Here is a 17,597-nt window from a genome sequence, read left to right as displayed (position 1 = left end):
TAATCACTTTTGCATTCTACTCTCCATTATAGCAAGACCTTGCAAGATTTGTCCTCATTTACAACTCTCTAGCAAAGACAATTAACAATTTAGTTTTATTCAAGCATTGTGAATTATTTGTGGGCATAACTTACGCTTTTTATAAATTAAATATCCTTACTGGAATGATCGTCATTCCGCTAGATGACGCTTAAGAGGTGTTCTCTTCATTTAGTAAAACAATGTAAATAACATCATGATCAATACAAATAAAAAAGTAGGTTGCTCCCACCTATTGAGGCGGAAACAACCTACTAACAAAATAAAAGGGGGATTGCTAATTACATGTTTAATCATACACCTTTTATATGTCATTCAAGTTACAGCAATATTAAAACCACATTAAAATTGTATTTTTTTCCTTAAAAGCCATGTTAGGCATTAATTTTTTCTAATAGTTCTTCTACATAATGCTGTACAGCTTGTGCAGCAATACTACCATCACCTGTTGCTGTGACAATTTGACGAAGTGATTTTTCACGAACATCCCCAGCAGCAAAAATACCTGGGATTGTTGTTTCCATATTGTCATTTGTCAAAATATAACCAGCATCATTTAAAATACCTAATGATTCAAATGGTTTAGTTAAAGGTAACATTCCAATGTATACAAAGACACCATCTGTTGCAAATTCAGATTCTGTACCATCAACAGTTGATTGTAGTGTTACACTACCAACTTTACCATTAGCCTCATTAATTTCTTTTACAGTTGCATTCCAAATGAAATCAATTTTGTCGTTAGCAAAAGCGCGATCTTGCAGAATTTTTTGAGCACGTAATTTATCGCGACGGTGGACAATTGTGACTTTATCAGCAAAGCGAGTCAGATAAACACCCTCTTCAACAGCTGAATCTCCTCCACCTACAACGACTAGATTTTTTTGTTTAAAGAATGCACCATCACATACTGCACAGTAGCTGACGCCACGGCCGCCAAGTTCTTTTTCACCTGGCACACCCATTTTTTTATACTCTGCTCCTGTTGTAATGATAATGGCACGTGTTTTATATTCTTTTGCACCTGATTTAATGGTTTTATATTCTTCACCATCAATGATTTCTGTTACATCACCGTAGGCATATTCAGCACCAAATTTTTTAGCGTGCTCAAACATTTTTGTAGAAAGCTCTGGCCCTAGAATTGTATCAAAACCTGGGTAATTTTCTACTTCTTCTGTGTTTGCCATTTGCCCACCAGGAATACCACGTTCAATCATTAATGTTGATAAATTTGCACGAGATGTATAGACAGCAGCAGTCATCCCTGCAGGACCTGCACCAATGATTACTACATCATAAATTTTTTCTTCCGACATAAATACTTCCCCCTAAACAAAATACTTTTTATCTTCATTAAGTGTAACGTCACCTATTGAAGAAGATAAAGCCCTTGGCGGATAGGACGGTTATAAAACGCAATGTCGCCAAGGAATATTGGTGATAACGTTAGTATGTTCATCGTATGTGAAAGTATAAAGTTATTCAACTATGTTGCTCACACGCTAATTATGACTATCAGGTAAAAATGTTAAGATTTCATCAATATACTTCGTTAAAGTGGAAACAGAAACCCCATATTGTTGAGCTATTTCTTTTTTTGTTACTTTGAGCATCTGTGAAGATTTAAACAAATAGTCATTTGCTCCCGCAATCGCTGCAGGATTAGTAAAACGATAATTTTGTACTAAAGCTTGTTCACAAAGTACAAACCACATCTGAAACATTGGAACAATCAGTGATGATAGCTTTCCATACTGTTCTAATAAAATTTCTGACACATGGACTGCACGTAAAAAGCTTGCTTCTACTTTATTTTTCTTATCAAATTCATGACCCAGTGCGTAAGCCAAAAATAACTTCTCGAATGAGCCTAATTGTTCAATATTGACCCATTTCGGATGGGCGATAATTTCTTGCTTATGGGCAGTTCCTTTCAATAAAAACAACCCAAAAATACGTTCACTTGTATAAGAACTTTCTAATTTTTCAACAATAAAATCACGATCATGCTCCAAGGCATCCAGAGCAAATTCATTCTCCTGTTGGCGCCATGGCTCAAAGCCTTCTTTGTCTGGATCTAGCTCTAGAAGCTGATCCCAAGCACTTTTCGAAATCTCCACATGATCTGAGAAATATGCAGCATGGGATAACCAAAAGTAAAAACCTGCATCTCCAACATAGCCTCTCTTTTGCATACTGCGTAACCACTTATAGGCTAATTCGTATTGCCCTATTAAGGCTAATGTCGCTCCAAGCTTATAACGATGCTCCCATGTATAAGGCTGAATTTTAACAAGCACATTTAATAGCGCTTGTAAGTCTTCTTCATTCTTTTCATAATACGCAATCACCGTTAAATTACATAGCGCATGTAAGTTGCCCTTATTTTCACGTAGCACTGTATGTAAGAGAGCTTTTGCTTGTTCTTCTTCTCCAACATAAAAATAAGCGAGCGCTAAATTATTATAGGCAGACCAAAATGCTGGGCGATCTTCAATTAAATCTTCTAAAATATTAATAGCTTCTGGGAAATCTCCCTTTTCCATACAACGACGAGCCTGCTCCTGGCGATATAAATCCTCACCTGAGCCTTCAAGTTCTTCTAAATCGTCCTGCTCAAAAGCGACGAATTCTAATATTTCTGCTGCCTCATCCGCATAAGCACCTTCTGGCTCTAACTTTAAGTATTCTTCCGCAAAGCGTTTAGCATCATGCATTATGCCTACACACCCAGATACCTCTGCCATATAAAATATGATTTCAGGATTATCTGGATCAATTTGATAAGCATGACGAAGCAGATCATACGCTTCCTCAAAACGTTGACCCTCTAACTCTACTATGGCTAGCTGCAAGTTAATCATTGGATCATCAGGACTTAAATCTACCGCACGCTGTAAATATTTATAAGCCTTATTCATTTGACCACTGTTCATAGCTTGAATTGATTTTTTATAATAATAGTCGCCTGTTGGAATGAACGACACTATATTCGATTGAGTCTCATTTTGACGTTTCTTTTCCAATATATTTCCTCCGAAACAAGAAATAAGGAACGTATTTTACGTTCCTTTACACAGTAATCTCTATTATACCATACAATCAATAATATGCTGTTATTTCTCCTCGTGACGTTTTTCCAACACATGTAGTACATCATAAATACTTACCTTTTGTTCTTGCAGTAAAACGAGAAGGTGATACAGCAGATCAGCTGCCTCCCATTTTACTTCCTCAGCATCTCGATTTTTAGCCCCTATGACAACCTCCGTCGCTTCTTCTCCAACCTTTTTACAGATTTTATCAATACCCTTATCAAATAAATATGTAGTATATGCTCCCTCTGGCATTTCCTGCTCACGCTTTTCAATCACACGTGCAAGTTTAGAGATAATGTCCACGGAGCCTACCTTATCATATTGTTGAATAACCTCCGTAAAGCAAGAAGTTGTACCGTTATGACAGGCTGGTCCAGCTGGTAGAACTTCCACCACTAAGGCATCTTGATCACAGTCTGCTTTTATGGATACTACTTGTTGTGTATGACCACTTGTAGCCCCTTTATGCCAAAGCTCTTGGCGCGAACGAGAATAAAACCAAGTTTCTCCTGATTGAATTGTTTTAGCCAATGACTCTTGATTCATATAAGCTACCGTTAGCACTTCTTTTGTATTTGCATCTTGTACAACAGCTGTAACAAGACCTCGCTCATCGAATTGGATGTTCTCTATCATCTTATTGCCACTCCTTTTTCACGTAGGTATTCTTTTACTTGTGCTACGCTTGTTTCCTTGTAATGGAAGATCGAAGCTGCCAGTGCAGCATCTGCATCTACCTCTTGTGCTAATACTTCGTAAAAATGCTCGGCATGTCCTGCTCCACCACTAGCAATAACCGGGACTGTTACTGCCTCTCGTACCGCTTTTGTTAAAGCTAAATCAAAACCGGACTTTTCTCCATCTTGATTCATGCTTGTTAATAAAATTTCACCTGCTCCTAAACGTACAGCTTCCTTTGCCCAATCAATAGCCGACCAAGCTGTTTTGTTACGCCCACCATGTGTATAAACCATCCACGTGCCGTCCACTTCACTATAGCGAGCATCAATTGCTACTACGATACATTGTGCACCAAAGAAATCGGAGCCTTCTTGGATAAGGGCTGGTCGCTCCAAAGCAGAAGTATTGACTGATACTTTATCAGCACCCGCACGTAAAATACGTTTCATATCATCCAATGTACGAATACCACCACCTACTGTAAAAGGAATGGCAAGTGTAGCAGCTGTTTGACGAACAACGTCTACCATCGTTTGGCGACCTTCATGTGAAGCAGAAATATCTAGAAAGACAAGCTCATCTGCCCCTTGTTCATCATAGAACTGCGCAAGCTCTACTGGATCACCCGCATCACGAATAGATTCAAATTGTATGCCCTTTACAACCCGACCTTCCTTCACATCAAGACATGGGATAATACGTTTCGTTAGCATACTTTCACACCTTTCAGCCATTGCTCTAATAAATAAATACCTAGTTCCCCTGACTTTTCAGGGTGAAATTGCATGCCTGTCACGGAACCATTTGTCACAATACCTGGCACTTTCATGCCATAATAATCTGCATAGGCAACAAGCTCTGATTCCTCTATATTTTTTGCATAATAGGAATGAACAAAATAAACATGCTTCGCTGCTATTTCATTGTTCAACCATGCCGGCTGATTCGTTAATATCAGCTCATTCCACCCCATATGTGGCACCCGGTATAGCTGGTCTTCTGTCATACCGGTAAAGCGGGTAATACACCCTTTAAAAAATCCTAACCCTTTTGTTGGCGTTACTTCATCACTTTGCTCAAATAATAATTGCATGCCTAGACAAATTCCCAATAAGGGGCGATTTTCGCTATACGCCTTTTGTAAATAACAATCTAGCTTTGTTTCTGCTAATCGCTTTCTAGCATCAGGGAATGCGCCAACTCCTGGTAATAAAAGCGCATCTGTCGTATCTAGCATCTTTTCATCAGCAGACACAACAACCTCACAACCTAGTCGCTTTAATGCCTGTTCTACACTAAATAAATTACCCATACCATAATCAATCACGCCTATTTTCACGTTAACAGCCCCTTAGTCGATGGTACACCTTTAACACGTGGATCAATTTCTACTGCAGCATCAATAGCACGTGCTAGTGCTTTGAAAATTGCCTCAATAATATGATGTGTATTGTTTCCATAAGGTACTATGACGTGAACATTCATACGTGCTTCTAGCGCAAATTTCCATAAAAATTCATGCACTAACTCTGTATCAAACGTCCCTACTTTTTCTTTTAATGGTGGCACTCGATACTCTAAATGTGGTCGATTGGAGCAATCTACTACAACCTGTGCTAGTGCGTCATCCATCGGCACAAATGCTGTACCATAGCGTTTAATACCTTTTTTATCACCAAGTGCTTCACGAATAGCTTGGCCTAAGACAATACCAAGATCTTCTGTTGTATGATGATCGTCGATGTAAGTATCACCATTCGCTTGGATAGTTCCATTAAATAGTCCATGCTTGATAAATAAATCTAACATATGGTCCATAAATCCAACACCTGTTTGAATAGTTGCTTGGCCTTCACCATCTAAATCAATTGCTACTGTAATTTGCGTTTCATTTGTGGTACGTTCTACTTTTGCATATCGTTTCTTTTCTACCATTGTCCTATTCCTTCTCCCATCCGCGTGATTCAACTGCACGCGCATGACCCTCTAAGCCTTCCATACGCGCTAGACGTGCAATTTTCGGTGCATTTTCTTCCCATGTTTTTCCGCTATAATAAACAATACTTGATTTTTTCACAAAATCATCAACACTTAAGCCACTTGCAAAACGAGCCGTGCTATTGGTTGGTAACACATGATTTGTCCCTGCAAAGTAATCTCCAACAGGCTCTGAGCTGTATCGGCCAATAAATATACCACCCGCATGTCTTACTTGCTCAGCAATAACTTCTGCATTTTCTGTAAGAATTTCTAAATGCTCAGGTGCTAACGTGTTAATCGCTTCCACTGCATCTGCTAAAGTGTCAGCAACATAAATTGCTCCGAATTTTTCTATGGAAGCCCGTGCCACTTCTTGACGTGGTAATGTCTTCAATTGCTTGTCTACTTCCTCAGCAACCTTTTTCGCTAGTTGTTCCGAAGTCGTTACGAGGATGGCACAAGCTAATACATCATGCTCTGCCTGTGATAAAAGATCCGCAGCAATTTCATCAGCGTAGGCTGTGTCGTCAGCCAACACCGCAATTTCACTAGGTCCCGCAATCATATCAATCGCTACTTCACCAAACACCTCCCGTTTGGCCAGAGCCACGAAAATATTGCCAGGGCCTGTAATTTTATCGACTGGAGCAATTGTTTCTGTACCGTATGCAAGTGCAGCAATCGCTTGTGCTCCACCAACTTTATAGATTTCATTTATGCCTAAAAGATGAGCTGCTACAAGTACACCTGCTGGTAATTTTCCGCTCTGATTAGCAGGAGAAGTAATGACAATACGCTGCACGCCTGCAACCTGAGCCGGAATCACATTCATTAATACCGATGATGGATATGCTGCAGTACCACCTGGAACATACAACCCTACTGCATCCAAAGCAGTCACTCGTTGTCCTAACCAAGAACCATCTCCCAACTCCATATGGTAGCCTGTACGTATTTGTTGTTCATGGTATAATCGAATATTTTCAGCAGCCTCTGCTAAATCGCTATACAGTTGTTGATCAAGAGCATTTACGGCTTCTGCAATTTCCTTCTCTGTAACACGCAAGCTTTCAGGAGCATAGCCATCCCATTTTTCAGTATAGAATCGTAACGCTGCATCTCCCTGTTTCTTCACCTCAGATAAGACTTGTCTCACAACATTTAGCTGTTCCTCATTTCCTCCTTCAAGTGGCCTTTTTAAAGAAATACCTTTTGCAAGCTTTGTTATTTTCATCGAATTAAACCCCTTTAGTCCCTTATATATAACTAAATTTGATTATTTTTGTGCTCATTCACACATTTTTTCAATCGCTTGACAAGATCCATAATACGCTCACCCTTCATACGATAACTTACAGGGTTTGCTATTAATCGTGAAGAAACGGCAGTAATAAATTCGTACTCTACTAAACCATTTTCTTTTAGTGTACGGCCAGTAGAAACAATATCGACAATACGATCCGCTAAACCAATCATCGGTGCTAATTCAATAGATCCATTAAGTTCGATAATTTCTACTTGCTCTCCAATTCCCTTATAATATTTCATAGCGATATTCGGATATTTCGTAGCAATTCGAGGTGCAATTTCATTCATTGATGTATTTGGTAAACCTGCAGATGCGATATAGCAATTACTAATTTTTAAATCGAGTAATTCATGAACCTCACGCTGCTGTTCTAACAAAACATCCTTTCCAGCAATCCCAATATCAGCAACACCATGTTCAACATAGACAGGAACGTCCATTGGCTTTGATAAAATAAAGCGAATTTTTTCCTCTGGTATTTCAATCATTAATTTACGTGACATTTCTACTTCTGCTGGTAAATTAAAGCCTGCCTCTAATAGCATTCGATAGGCCTCTTCAAAGATTCGCCCTTTTGGCATTGCAATCGTTAATTCATTCACTGCCAATTTCCTCCTGTCCTACAACCACCACTTCTGTAAAGTAAGCTAAATAGGCTGCTTCATCTACTAGGCTGCTACGTAACTGTAAAGTAGCCAATTTCCCTGCTGCTCGCAATGCTTTGACCTTTAACAATGCTGCCTCAAATTGTTCTTCCTCAAAGAGCACAACGGTTGCTTCCTGTTGTTTCTCTGACTCCCCATTTAACGTTTCTAATAATCGGTCAACTCGAATGCTAAAACCTGTCGCACCAACCTTTGAACCAAATACCCCTAGCAAGCCATCATAACGGCCACCATTCCCTAACGGAAAACCGCTCCCTACCGCAAATACTTCAAAAAGCATGCCAGTGTAATAGCTCATATGACTCGAAAGTGTGAAATCAAAAGTAACATGTTCAGCTAAGTCAGCCATTTCTAGTAGCTGAGCAAGCTGCTGCATATACTCTAACGCATCATTTTTACGTACATATTTTTCAATATCCCGAATATCCCTTACATTCATTGCTTCTTCTATAAACTGGAGGAGAGCATCGGTTTTAGCTTTTGGCAAATCAAATGACTCCACCGCTTCTTCAAACCCTACATAATTCCGTTGGACAAGCAAAGCTCTTAGTATTGCTTGTTGCTCGTTACTCTCTGTGTAATCTTGTAAAATGCAATGAAGGATGCCTGCATGACCAATTGTCACTTTAAATTCCTCTAATTTAAAATGCTTCAATAGCTCCATTGCTGTAACAATGACTTCTGCATCAGCAAATACGGATTGATCACCTATTAACTCAATCCCCATCTGGTCGAACTCTGCTGGTCTTCCTCCCTCAGCTTCTTGAGCACGAAAAACACTTGCGAAATACGCAAGGCGTAGTGGAATCATTTCTTTCAATAATTTCGATGTTGCTACTCGAGCAATAGGCGTTGTCATATCTGGTCGCAATACTAGTGTGTTCCCCTGACTATCCACCAATTTAAATAAATGAGCATCCGCTATCGCTGAAGCTTTCCCGACCGTATCGAAATATTCCACAGCAGGTGTTTTAATAAACTCATAACCCCTTTTATATAAAAAGTCTCTGCCTGCATGTCTAACGGCTTCAACCTTCTCATAGATTTGCGGGAATGTATCACGCATTCCAAGTGGTTTTTCAAACATTTTTAATGAAGACATATGGTCACATCCTTATATCACACTTTAATTCACTAGAGTATTAGAGAATTAGATTATGAAAGAATTCTAACTTATTTTGCTTAAACAGTCAACGTTATCTTCTCTATTTTCACAATCTTTAAATACTTATTTTTCTGTTAATTATACACATTGTATGGTGTACGAACCCATAACATCATTTCTTTAAATTTAAACAATATGTGTATTTGGACTATATTATGACGAAGCACTTTCATGGACCATCACAATAAAAGCTATGCCTACAAGTGTTCTGGATAGCCTTTATACTAAAAAAACTCACGAAGTATGTCTCCATACAACGTGAGTTTTTCTACTTTTGTGGCGTACTCCACTCTACAACTTCATTACGCTTACGCTCTGCCATTTGTTCAGCAGTATAAATAATTCTCATAGGGTTTCCTCCTGCTAAACAACCTGCTGGTACATCCTTATGTACGAGGGAGGCGGCTGAAACAATAGCACCATCTCCAATTGTTACACCAGGTAAAATCGTTGAATTTGCTCCAATCATGACTTCATTACCAATATGAACATCACCTAAACGGTATTCTTCTATTAAATATTCATGCGCTAAAATGGTCGTATTAAAACCAATTACCGTATTTTCTCCAATGAAAATACGTTCAGGAAACATAGTGTCTGGCATAACCATCAACGCTAATGAAGTTCGCTCGCCAATTGTCATATTTAAAAATGTACGATATAACCAGTTTTTCACACGTAAAAATGGTGTGAAGCGTCCGATTTGAATGACAATGAAACACTTCATCACCTTCCAAAAGGACACCGTGTCATAAATATTCCAAAGCGAATTAGCTCCTTCAACACGGTAACGTTCTGTTTTACGCGCCATCTAACTTACCCCTCTTTCACAATATCAAATAAATCCGTCATATGCTGAAGCATATATTCTGGTTGATATTGCTGTAAGTATGCCTCACCTTTAATCGCCCAAGCAACACCTGCTGCTCTTACTCCTGCACGATGACCCGCTTCAATATCATGCGAATTATCTCCAATCATAATTGCGTCTTCCTTGTCTATCCCTAAGCGCTCCAAAGCTAGTAGGACTGGCTCTGGATCAGGCTTTACATTTTTCACATCGTCTGTGCCAATACGGACATCAAATAGATGTGTAGCACCTAGTATTGAAAGTCCTCGATCAATGGTATCATTACGTTTCGTCGAAACAATGGCCAAGCGAATACCTTGTGCTTTTAATTGTTCTAGCGTTGTTACTACATCAGGGTATTGGCTCACAAGTTCATCATGATGTTCTATATTCCAAGCGCGATATTTTGCTATTAAAGCCTCCTCTTCACCTGGAGCAATGTCATTAAATGTCTGTTTCAGGGATGGACCAATGAATTTCAAGCAGTCTTTTGGCGAATATTGCCCGGGAAATCGCTCATTTAACACATGCATAAATGTTTGAATGATTAAATCATTTGTATTAAGTAAAGTTCCATCAAAGTCGAATAGTAGAGCTTTTACAGCCATATTTTTTACATCCCCTTATTTGTTTTCCAAGTATTTCACGGCTGGTTTTACCTTTATTCTGCGATAAATAATCGCTCCAAGTCCAACGATAATCCCAATAATAGATACAACCTGCGCTGAGCGTAAATCGCCTACAAGATACAGACTATCTGTACGCATTCCTTCAATAAAGAAACGACCAATTGAATACCAAATTAAATAACTAAAGAAAATTTCCCCACGATTTAAATTTACTTTGCGTAAAACAAGTAAAATAATAAGCCCAATAAGGTTCCAGACGGATTCATATAAAAACGTCGGATGTACATACGAACCTAATTCTTCGATATACATTTGATTGATAATCCAATCTGGCAGCATGAGATTTTCTAAAAATGCTTTAGATACCTCTCCACCATAGGCCTCTTGGTTCATAAAGTTGCCCCATCGACCAATAATCTGACCGATTAAAATACTTGGTGCTGCAATATCCGCTACTCGTAAAAAGCTTACATTTTTTATACGAGTATATATGTAAGCTGTGACAAATGCCCCGATGAGGGCACCATGAATGGCAATACCGCCATTCCATATTTCAATGATTTTCCCGGGATTTTCACTATAGTAATCCCATCGCATTGACACATAGTAAATACGTGCACAGATGATGGATATTGGCACTGCCCATAATAACAAGTCTGCAAGGAAGTCTTCAGGCAATCCTCTCTTAACAGCCTCTCTCTGCCCGACAACATAGGCTAAAATGATTCCCGACACAATCAGCAATCCATACCAACGCACTGGAATTGGCCCTAAATGGAAAGCAATCGGGTTAATCTGTAATAGTAATAAATCCATCTTCTACCCCTCTCAATATGTCATTAATCATGGATGGTTTGTTTGTTTGTTTGTATTAATCGTCTAACACATCATTCGACGAAATGACTTCATCTAAGCGTCTTGAAAATTCCTCAGCTGCATTAACTCCCATTTTCTTCAAGCGATAATTCATCGCAGCTACTTCAATAATAACGGAGACATTGCGCCCTGGGCGTACTGGGATTGTTAATTTTGTCAGCTCAGTATCAATTATTTTCATTTTCTCTTCTTCTAAGCCTAATCGATCATAAACTTTTTGCGGGTCCCAAATTTCCAGCTCAATGATCAGTGTAATACGTTTATATGGACGCACTGCACTCGCACCAAATAGTGTCATAATGTCAATAATCCCAATACCACGTATTTCTAATAAATGCTCCAACAAAGGTGGTGGACTACCAATTAATAAGTTTTCCGATTCTTGACGAATTTCTACACAGTCATCTGCTACTAATCGATGACCCTTTTTTACAAGCTCAAGTGCTGTTTCACTTTTACCTACGCCACTTTTCCCAATAATTAAAATACCAATTCCATACACATCGACGAGTACACCATGGGCTGCTGTCATTGGTGCTAGGCGTCCCTCTAAGTAGTTTGTCAATCTACTCGAAAATTTTGTTGTCGTCATATGTGTTTTAAAAACTGGAACATGCTTTTCGTTGGAAGCTTGTATAAGCTCCTCTGGCACTTCTAAATCTCGAGAAATAATAATAGCAGGCGTATCTTGCGAACAAAGCAAACGCATACGCTCTAGCTTGACATCTGCTGGCAGCATTTCAAAAAAAGATAGCTCTGTTTTGCCAAGCAATTGTACACGATTAGCAGGATAATGTGTAAAATAACCTGCCATTTCAAGTCCAGGTCTTGAAATATCACTTGTCACTATTGTTCTGCCAATCCCTTCCTCACCAGCTAATAACTCTAACTTAAATTTCTCCATAACATCTCTTGTTAATACTACGACCAATGAAAAAGCCTCCAATCAATGGATAAGGTTCTCCTTATTTTAGCATGTCTATGTATAAAAGAAATGTATTTACTCTTAACAAAAAAACTAGCGGCTCTCCAGTCCGCTAGTTTTGAATAGTATTATTTCTGAGTAGCTAACCATTTAGCAACTGCCTCAGCATCTGCCCCTTTAACAACTCCAGGAGGCATGCCACCTTTACCATTATTAATAATATCTAAAATTTCTGATTCTGATAAACGAGAACCTACATCGTTTAATGCTGGTCCAGTCGCACCTTGTAGCTCGCCACCATGACAAGAAACACAAGATTTCATAGCAATTGCTTCACCATCCGGAGCAGCGGCACTTTCATTGTTAGTTGCCTCTTTATCTCCGCCGCCACATGCAGCTAAAAAGATTGCTGATCCGAACACTAATGTTAACATTGCTTTTTTCATTAGTACCCCTCCTCATAATAATTATCTTACGCCGCCATTATACCAAAATTATGCACGTTTGAAACCTTCTCCTAATACCTCATACGCATCAGAAACGATAACAAACGCTGATGGGTCAACGCTTTTAATGAGTTGTTTCAGCTTTGTGAATTCTGTTTGATAAACAACAACCATAAGAACTGGTCGTGCTTCTCCCGTATAACCTCCGATGGCTTGTAACTTCGTGACTCCACGATTGATTTCAGCATAAATGGCTTGCCGAACTTCATCTTGTTTCACCGTAATAATATAGACCATTTTAGATTGACTAAAACCTAGCTGAATGATATCAATTGTTTTTGTCGTTACATAAAGTCCAATCAAGGCATACAAACCTTTCTCTAAATCAAAAACAACTGCTGCACTAATCGCAATGATTCCATCTATTAATAGCACACTCGTACCAAGCGATAATCCAGTAAATTTCGTAATGATTTGCGCTAGTAAATCAGTGCCACCAGTTGAAGCATTCCCTTTAAAGACCAGTCCTATTCCTAATCCAACAACAATTCCACCAAAAAGAGCTCCAAGTAAAGAATTATCAGTCCAAGGTTCCCAGCTATTTGTTAACAAGACAATAAACGGTAACGTAATCGTACCGATAAATGATTTAATACCAAATTTTTTGCCCAGCAACAACACTCCAGCAATAAATAGTGGAATATTAAACGCATATTGAACAATTCCCGGATTCCAACCAAATAAACCATGCAAAATCGTACTAATTCCACTGACCCCACCTGAAGCGACTTGATTTGGTAATAAAAAGACATTAAAACCAATAGCTATTATTGCCGCTCCTACTATCACATACACATACTCCACAATGCTTTCTCTCACATCATGCTTCATTTCCCCACGCCCACTTCAACTATCAGAATTTTTTAAAGACGTGATGATTATAGCAAATACTTTTCACATTGAGAACTTCATCTTGATGAAGAAAGCACTGTCTTGTAGACATACAAAAGAAGCTAACTCACCTGAAAATAAGATAGCTTCTTAATAAGAGTACAGTCATTTAAAATGATTTTTCTGCCCATTCCATGGCCTCATAATATAATTGATCAATATCAACTAATTGGATATTCAATTGTGTAGCTAGCCCCTCTAATCGCTCCCAGTCTAATTTACTTAAAGCGATACTAAACTCCAAATAAGGTGTCATGTCCGTTTCATTACCTAATATTGTATTCGTGATATCCTCCGAAAATGGAAGCTGGTGTAGAATAGCTTCCATCGGTCTTTGAAGTAATGTATCAATTAGTGAAAACATGCCCACTAAGAAATATTCCGAGAAATTCTTTTTGTAGGAAAGCTTCGCTAATTTCTCACAGACCTTTGCACGGAATAAAGATGTACACATCACTTCTTTAAATAAATCAGAGTCGGCATCTATATCCATTTCTCGCATAGCCAATAAATAAATCCATTTTCGTAAATTCGAAATCCCAAGGAGGACAATGGCTTGTTTAATAGAGCGTACTTTAGATTTTGAGCGCTTAGAAGAATTATTAATCATTTGTAATAATTTATACGTCAATGAGATGTCCCGTTCAATATTTTCTGCTAGTAGTTGAATATTTGGCTCTTCTTCTTTTAGTAATGAGATGATATGAATGTATTGGATCGTATTCGCTGGAATGTCTGTTGCGTGTATTATTTGAGGTTGTTCAAAAAAATAGCCTTGAAACAATACATACCCAGAGGATTTAGCCACTTCAAATTGATGGCGAGTTTCTACTTTTTCAGCGAGTAATTGAATATGTGGAAATCTTTCCTTTACTTCACTTTCAATCTCCATTCTTTTTACGATAGATGAAGCTAAAAAGTCTACTTTAATATAGTCGACTTGTTCGAACAGTTCATCATAAACTTCTACATGTTCTTCCATAATAAAATCATCTAATGCTATTTGGAATCCATGTTTTTTCAGCTCAATCACCCGTTCAACTAACTGTGGGGTAAGCGGAACATCTTCTAATATCTCAATCACAACCTGTGAGGGATTTAAAAATTCATGAATTGAGCTCATCAATAAGTTTTCTGTAAAATTAACAAAACCCGGTTTACCTTTTGTTACTTCTTCAAAACCAATTGAAAGAAATGAGTTCACAAGGACGTCAATAGTTGCTGCGTCTGAATCAACCATTGGAAAGGCATTTACGTTTTTGCCACGATATAATAATTCATACGCAACAACCTGCTCATGAAGATTAAAGATAGGCTGTCTGCCAATAAATACTTCCATTTCGATACCCCCATTTCTCCATATTCTAGTAATTCTAAGTATAGCATTTTTTACAACCTGATGCTTATACTTCAATATAATTTAACACGGTCCTACTAATCCAAAAAAAGACAGTCCAAGTGATTTTTTCATCACAAGGACTGTCCTTATTATTTACCAACTTTGGATTTAATGGCTCCGATTACTGCAGGTACAACAGAGATAAAGATAATCAATATAAGTACTATTGAGAAGTTATCTTTGATAATAGGAATATTCCCAAAGAAATAGCCTAGTAATGTACAGCTGAAAACCCATAAAACGGCACCAAGAATATTATAAAGAAGGAAGTAGCTATAGTTCATTTTACTTGCACCGGCTACAAACGGAATGAATGTACGAATAAATGGCATAAAACGGGCTATAACAATCGTTTTCCCACCATGAGTATTAAAGAATTTTTCTGCTGCCTCCATGCGTTCTTTCTTCACAACTCTACCAAGAAGGCTCTTTGGAGGTATAGATGTTCCTACCTTATGACCAATATGATAGTTCATCGTATCTCCTAAAATAGCTGCTGCTAAAAATACAGGGATTAGAATCCACATATCAAAGGCTCCCATTGCAGCTGCTAGTGTACCACTTGCAAATAGCAATGAATCACCAGGTAAGAACGGGAAAATAACAACGCCTGTCTCTACAAAAACAATCGCAAATAAAATAAGATAACTCCAATTGCCAAAATCACGAATAATTTCTTCTAAATGTACATCAATATGGATAATAAAGCTTATTAACTCTTTAATGAGTTCAATCATGTTTTTGTATGCTCTCTTTCAATAGTATTTTTACTAAAAGCTTTGACGTAGCTCCACATCAAAGGGTTCCAAGTTTTGTACGTCTTTTTACATTACTTCCTCACTATATGACAAGCTCTTGAAAAGTATGTAGAAGATTTCACAAGTTTGATTTTATCACTTACAGATAGTTACGCTCAACTGATTTTACTATTATACGAATAATGTACAAAAAAAGAGCTACCATTTTTCAATAGTAGCTTTTCTCGTTTAAACTTTTTCTTTTAATGAACGACGTAGTATTTTTCCTGTCGTGTTCTTCGGAAGTTCGTCTAAAATCTCGATTACTTTTGGAACTTTATACTTTACCATATGCTTAGCACAATAAGAAAGGAGGTCCTCTGTAGACGTGGCTGCTACTTCTTTTAGTACAACATATGCATGAACGGCTTCCCCTAAGTTAGGATCTGGGAACCCTACAACTGCTGCCTCCACAATATTATTATGGGTAAACAAGACTTCCTCCACTTCTCGAGGATAAACATTATAGCCCCCAACAATAATCATATCTTTTTTGCGATCAACAATATAAAAATACCCTTCCTCATCTACTCTTGCTAAATCTCCTGTATAAAGCCAGCCATCCCGTATCGCCATCGCTGTTTCTTCTGGCATTTTATAATAGCCCTTCATTACGTTAGGACCACGTACAATTAGCTCCCCTACTTCGCCAACAGGCACTTCCTGACCGTTCACATCAACCACTTTATTCTCTACATTACTAATGGAAGTACCAATAGAGCCGGCTTTTCGATCACGATCTAGCGGATTAAAGCATGTAACGGGTGAAGCTTCTGATAAGCCATACCCCTCGGACACACGCACATTAAATTTCTGCTCGAAATTATGTAATAGTGCAACAGGTAAAGAGGCACCACCTGAAATGGCCAAACGAATTGTCGAGAAATCTTCTGGATTGCCCTCAGGTAATTGATATAAGAAATTATACATAGTTGGAACACCAGCAAATACTGTTGCTTTTTGTTCTCTCGCTAGTGCAAAAATTTCTGTAGGACTAAATCTTGGTGTAAGTAAAACTGTAGCTCCGCTTAATAAAGGCGCATTGACTACAACCGTTAAGGCAAATACATGGAATACCGGTAAAGTAGCGATAACACGATCATCCGCCTTAATTCCTAAATAATGGGCAACATCACGAGCATTTGAATAGACATTGCCATGTGTCAGCATGGCACCCTTTGGACTGCCTGTTGTACCAGAAGTATACAAAATGATAGCATTATCGTCATCTGCAACTTCAATAGGCTGTAAAGATTGAGAAGCATTAGCGATAACTTGTGTAAATAAATGTGTCTTTTCTTGTGCTTGTGGTGATAAAGCAGCCACTTTTTCTACTACATCTGGCGTTGTTTCACAAATAACGAATGATGCTACTTGCGGAAAAGCTTGTACACCCTTTTCAACAAGTGGTAGCAAAGCATCCAGCGCAATAACTACTTTTACATCCCCATTATGCAAAATATATGAAATTTCATCAGGTGTATAGATTGGATTGACTGGTATTGCTGTTGCCCCTAAGCGCATTGTTGCATACAAAGCAATTAAATAATGAGGCGTATTGCCGAGTAAAAACGCCACATGATCCCCTTTTTCAACGCCTAAATCTTGTAACCCCTTTGCAAAGCGACCAACTGTAAGCTCAAATTCCCCGTAAGTAGTATCCTTCCCCATAAAATGATACGCAACTTTTTCCGGTTGTTCTGTTGCCTGTTGGTGAACACGTGAAACTAAATTCAATTACACCATCCCCTTATCGTATAAAATGAATCGTTATTCAGTAATAT

The 17,597-nt window shown here is 38.3% G+C and carries 18 protein-coding genes; all 18 read right to left on the bottom strand.

Annotated elements, in window-relative coordinates:
- Nucleotides 1–413: 413 nt before the first annotated feature.
- The 18 genes from trxB to ABC382_RS19635 all read right to left on the bottom strand — a co-directional run bounded on the left by trxB (nucleotide 414) and on the right by ABC382_RS19635 (nucleotide 17,550).
- Complete coding sequence (trxB, locus tag ABC382_RS19720) at nucleotides 414–1,358, bottom strand: thioredoxin-disulfide reductase (protein ID WP_274794390.1); 945 nt, start codon at nucleotides 1,356–1,358, stop codon at nucleotides 414–416.
- Nucleotides 1,359–1,544: 186 nt separating this feature from the next.
- A complete protein-coding gene (locus ABC382_RS19715; protein WP_274794391.1) occupies nucleotides 1,545–3,068 on the bottom strand; it encodes a tetratricopeptide repeat protein in 1,524 nt (507 codons plus the stop codon).
- A gap of 90 nt (nucleotides 3,069–3,158) precedes the next feature.
- Nucleotides 3,159–3,776, bottom strand: coding sequence for a bifunctional phosphoribosyl-AMP cyclohydrolase/phosphoribosyl-ATP diphosphatase HisIE (gene hisIE, locus ABC382_RS19710; protein ID WP_274794392.1), 618 nt, complete (start codon nucleotides 3,774–3,776; stop codon nucleotides 3,159–3,161).
- Nucleotides 3,773–4,534 (bottom strand): imidazole glycerol phosphate synthase subunit HisF, encoded by a 762-nt coding sequence (gene hisF, locus ABC382_RS19705; protein WP_322605833.1) that lies wholly within the window; start codon nucleotides 4,532–4,534, stop codon nucleotides 3,773–3,775. Before hisF ends, hisIE begins: the two co-directional genes overlap by 4 nt.
- Nucleotides 4,528–5,160 carry an imidazole glycerol phosphate synthase subunit HisH gene (hisH, locus tag ABC382_RS19700; RefSeq protein ID WP_274794394.1) on the bottom strand — a complete coding sequence of 211 codons (633 nt, stop codon included), beginning with the start codon at nucleotides 5,158–5,160 and terminating at the stop codon, nucleotides 4,528–4,530. The genes hisF and hisH overlap by 7 nt, the downstream gene beginning before the upstream one ends.
- On the bottom strand, nucleotides 5,157–5,756 hold the full coding sequence (hisB, locus tag ABC382_RS19695) for an imidazoleglycerol-phosphate dehydratase HisB (RefSeq protein WP_274794395.1): 600 nt from the start codon (nucleotides 5,754–5,756) through the stop codon (nucleotides 5,157–5,159). Before hisB ends, hisH begins: the two co-directional genes overlap by 4 nt.
- Nucleotides 5,757–5,760: 4 nt before the next feature.
- Nucleotides 5,761–7,035, bottom strand: a complete 1,275-nt coding sequence (gene hisD / locus ABC382_RS19690) for a histidinol dehydrogenase (RefSeq protein ID WP_274794396.1) — start codon at nucleotides 7,033–7,035, stop codon at nucleotides 5,761–5,763.
- Nucleotides 7,036–7,067: 32 nt separating this feature from the next.
- Entirely contained in the window at nucleotides 7,068–7,712 is a 645-nt protein-coding gene (hisG, locus tag ABC382_RS19685; RefSeq protein WP_274794397.1) for an ATP phosphoribosyltransferase, read from the bottom strand.
- Entirely contained in the window at nucleotides 7,705–8,877 is a 1,173-nt protein-coding gene (locus ABC382_RS19680) for an ATP phosphoribosyltransferase regulatory subunit (protein WP_274794398.1), read from the bottom strand. The genes hisG and ABC382_RS19680 overlap by 8 nt, the downstream gene beginning before the upstream one ends.
- Nucleotides 8,878–9,208: 331 nt before the next feature.
- Nucleotides 9,209–9,751, bottom strand: coding sequence for an acyltransferase (locus ABC382_RS19675; RefSeq protein ID WP_274794399.1), 543 nt, complete (start codon nucleotides 9,749–9,751; stop codon nucleotides 9,209–9,211).
- Between the two features lie 5 nt (nucleotides 9,752–9,756).
- On the bottom strand, nucleotides 9,757–10,398 hold the full coding sequence (gene ppaX / locus ABC382_RS19670) for a pyrophosphatase PpaX (RefSeq protein WP_274794400.1): 642 nt from the start codon (nucleotides 10,396–10,398) through the stop codon (nucleotides 9,757–9,759).
- A 15-nt stretch (nucleotides 10,399–10,413) separates the two neighbouring features.
- A complete protein-coding gene (gene lgt, locus ABC382_RS19665; protein ID WP_312506031.1) occupies nucleotides 10,414–11,235 on the bottom strand; it encodes a prolipoprotein diacylglyceryl transferase in 822 nt (273 codons plus the stop codon).
- A gap of 55 nt (nucleotides 11,236–11,290) precedes the next feature.
- Nucleotides 11,291–12,226, bottom strand: coding sequence for an HPr(Ser) kinase/phosphatase (gene hprK, locus ABC382_RS19660; protein ID WP_274794402.1), 936 nt, complete (start codon nucleotides 12,224–12,226; stop codon nucleotides 11,291–11,293).
- Nucleotides 12,227–12,348: 122 nt separating this feature from the next.
- Complete coding sequence (gene cccB / locus ABC382_RS19655; RefSeq protein ID WP_274794403.1) at nucleotides 12,349–12,666, bottom strand: cytochrome c551; 318 nt, start codon at nucleotides 12,664–12,666, stop codon at nucleotides 12,349–12,351.
- Nucleotides 12,667–12,714: 48 nt separating this feature from the next.
- Nucleotides 12,715–13,557 carry a YitT family protein gene (locus ABC382_RS19650; RefSeq protein WP_274794404.1) on the bottom strand — a complete coding sequence of 281 codons (843 nt, stop codon included), beginning with the start codon at nucleotides 13,555–13,557 and terminating at the stop codon, nucleotides 12,715–12,717.
- A 169-nt stretch (nucleotides 13,558–13,726) separates the two neighbouring features.
- Nucleotides 13,727–14,956, bottom strand: a complete 1,230-nt coding sequence (locus ABC382_RS19645; protein WP_274794405.1) for an EAL and HDOD domain-containing protein — start codon at nucleotides 14,954–14,956, stop codon at nucleotides 13,727–13,729.
- Between the two features lie 149 nt (nucleotides 14,957–15,105).
- Nucleotides 15,106–15,750, bottom strand: a complete 645-nt coding sequence (locus ABC382_RS19640) for a VTT domain-containing protein (RefSeq protein WP_274797377.1) — start codon at nucleotides 15,748–15,750, stop codon at nucleotides 15,106–15,108.
- A gap of 252 nt (nucleotides 15,751–16,002) precedes the next feature.
- Nucleotides 16,003–17,550 carry a fatty acid--CoA ligase family protein gene (locus ABC382_RS19635; RefSeq protein ID WP_274794406.1) on the bottom strand — a complete coding sequence of 516 codons (1,548 nt, stop codon included), beginning with the start codon at nucleotides 17,548–17,550 and terminating at the stop codon, nucleotides 16,003–16,005.
- Nucleotides 17,551–17,597: the final 47 nt, after the last annotated feature.

Source organism: Lysinibacillus phoenicis, from assembly GCF_047238325.1.
Lineage (GTDB): Bacteria > Bacillota > Bacilli > Bacillales_A > Planococcaceae > Lysinibacillus > Lysinibacillus irui.
The sequence above is the reverse complement of the archived record's forward strand: the minus strand, read 5'-3'. Positions and strand labels throughout refer to the sequence as shown.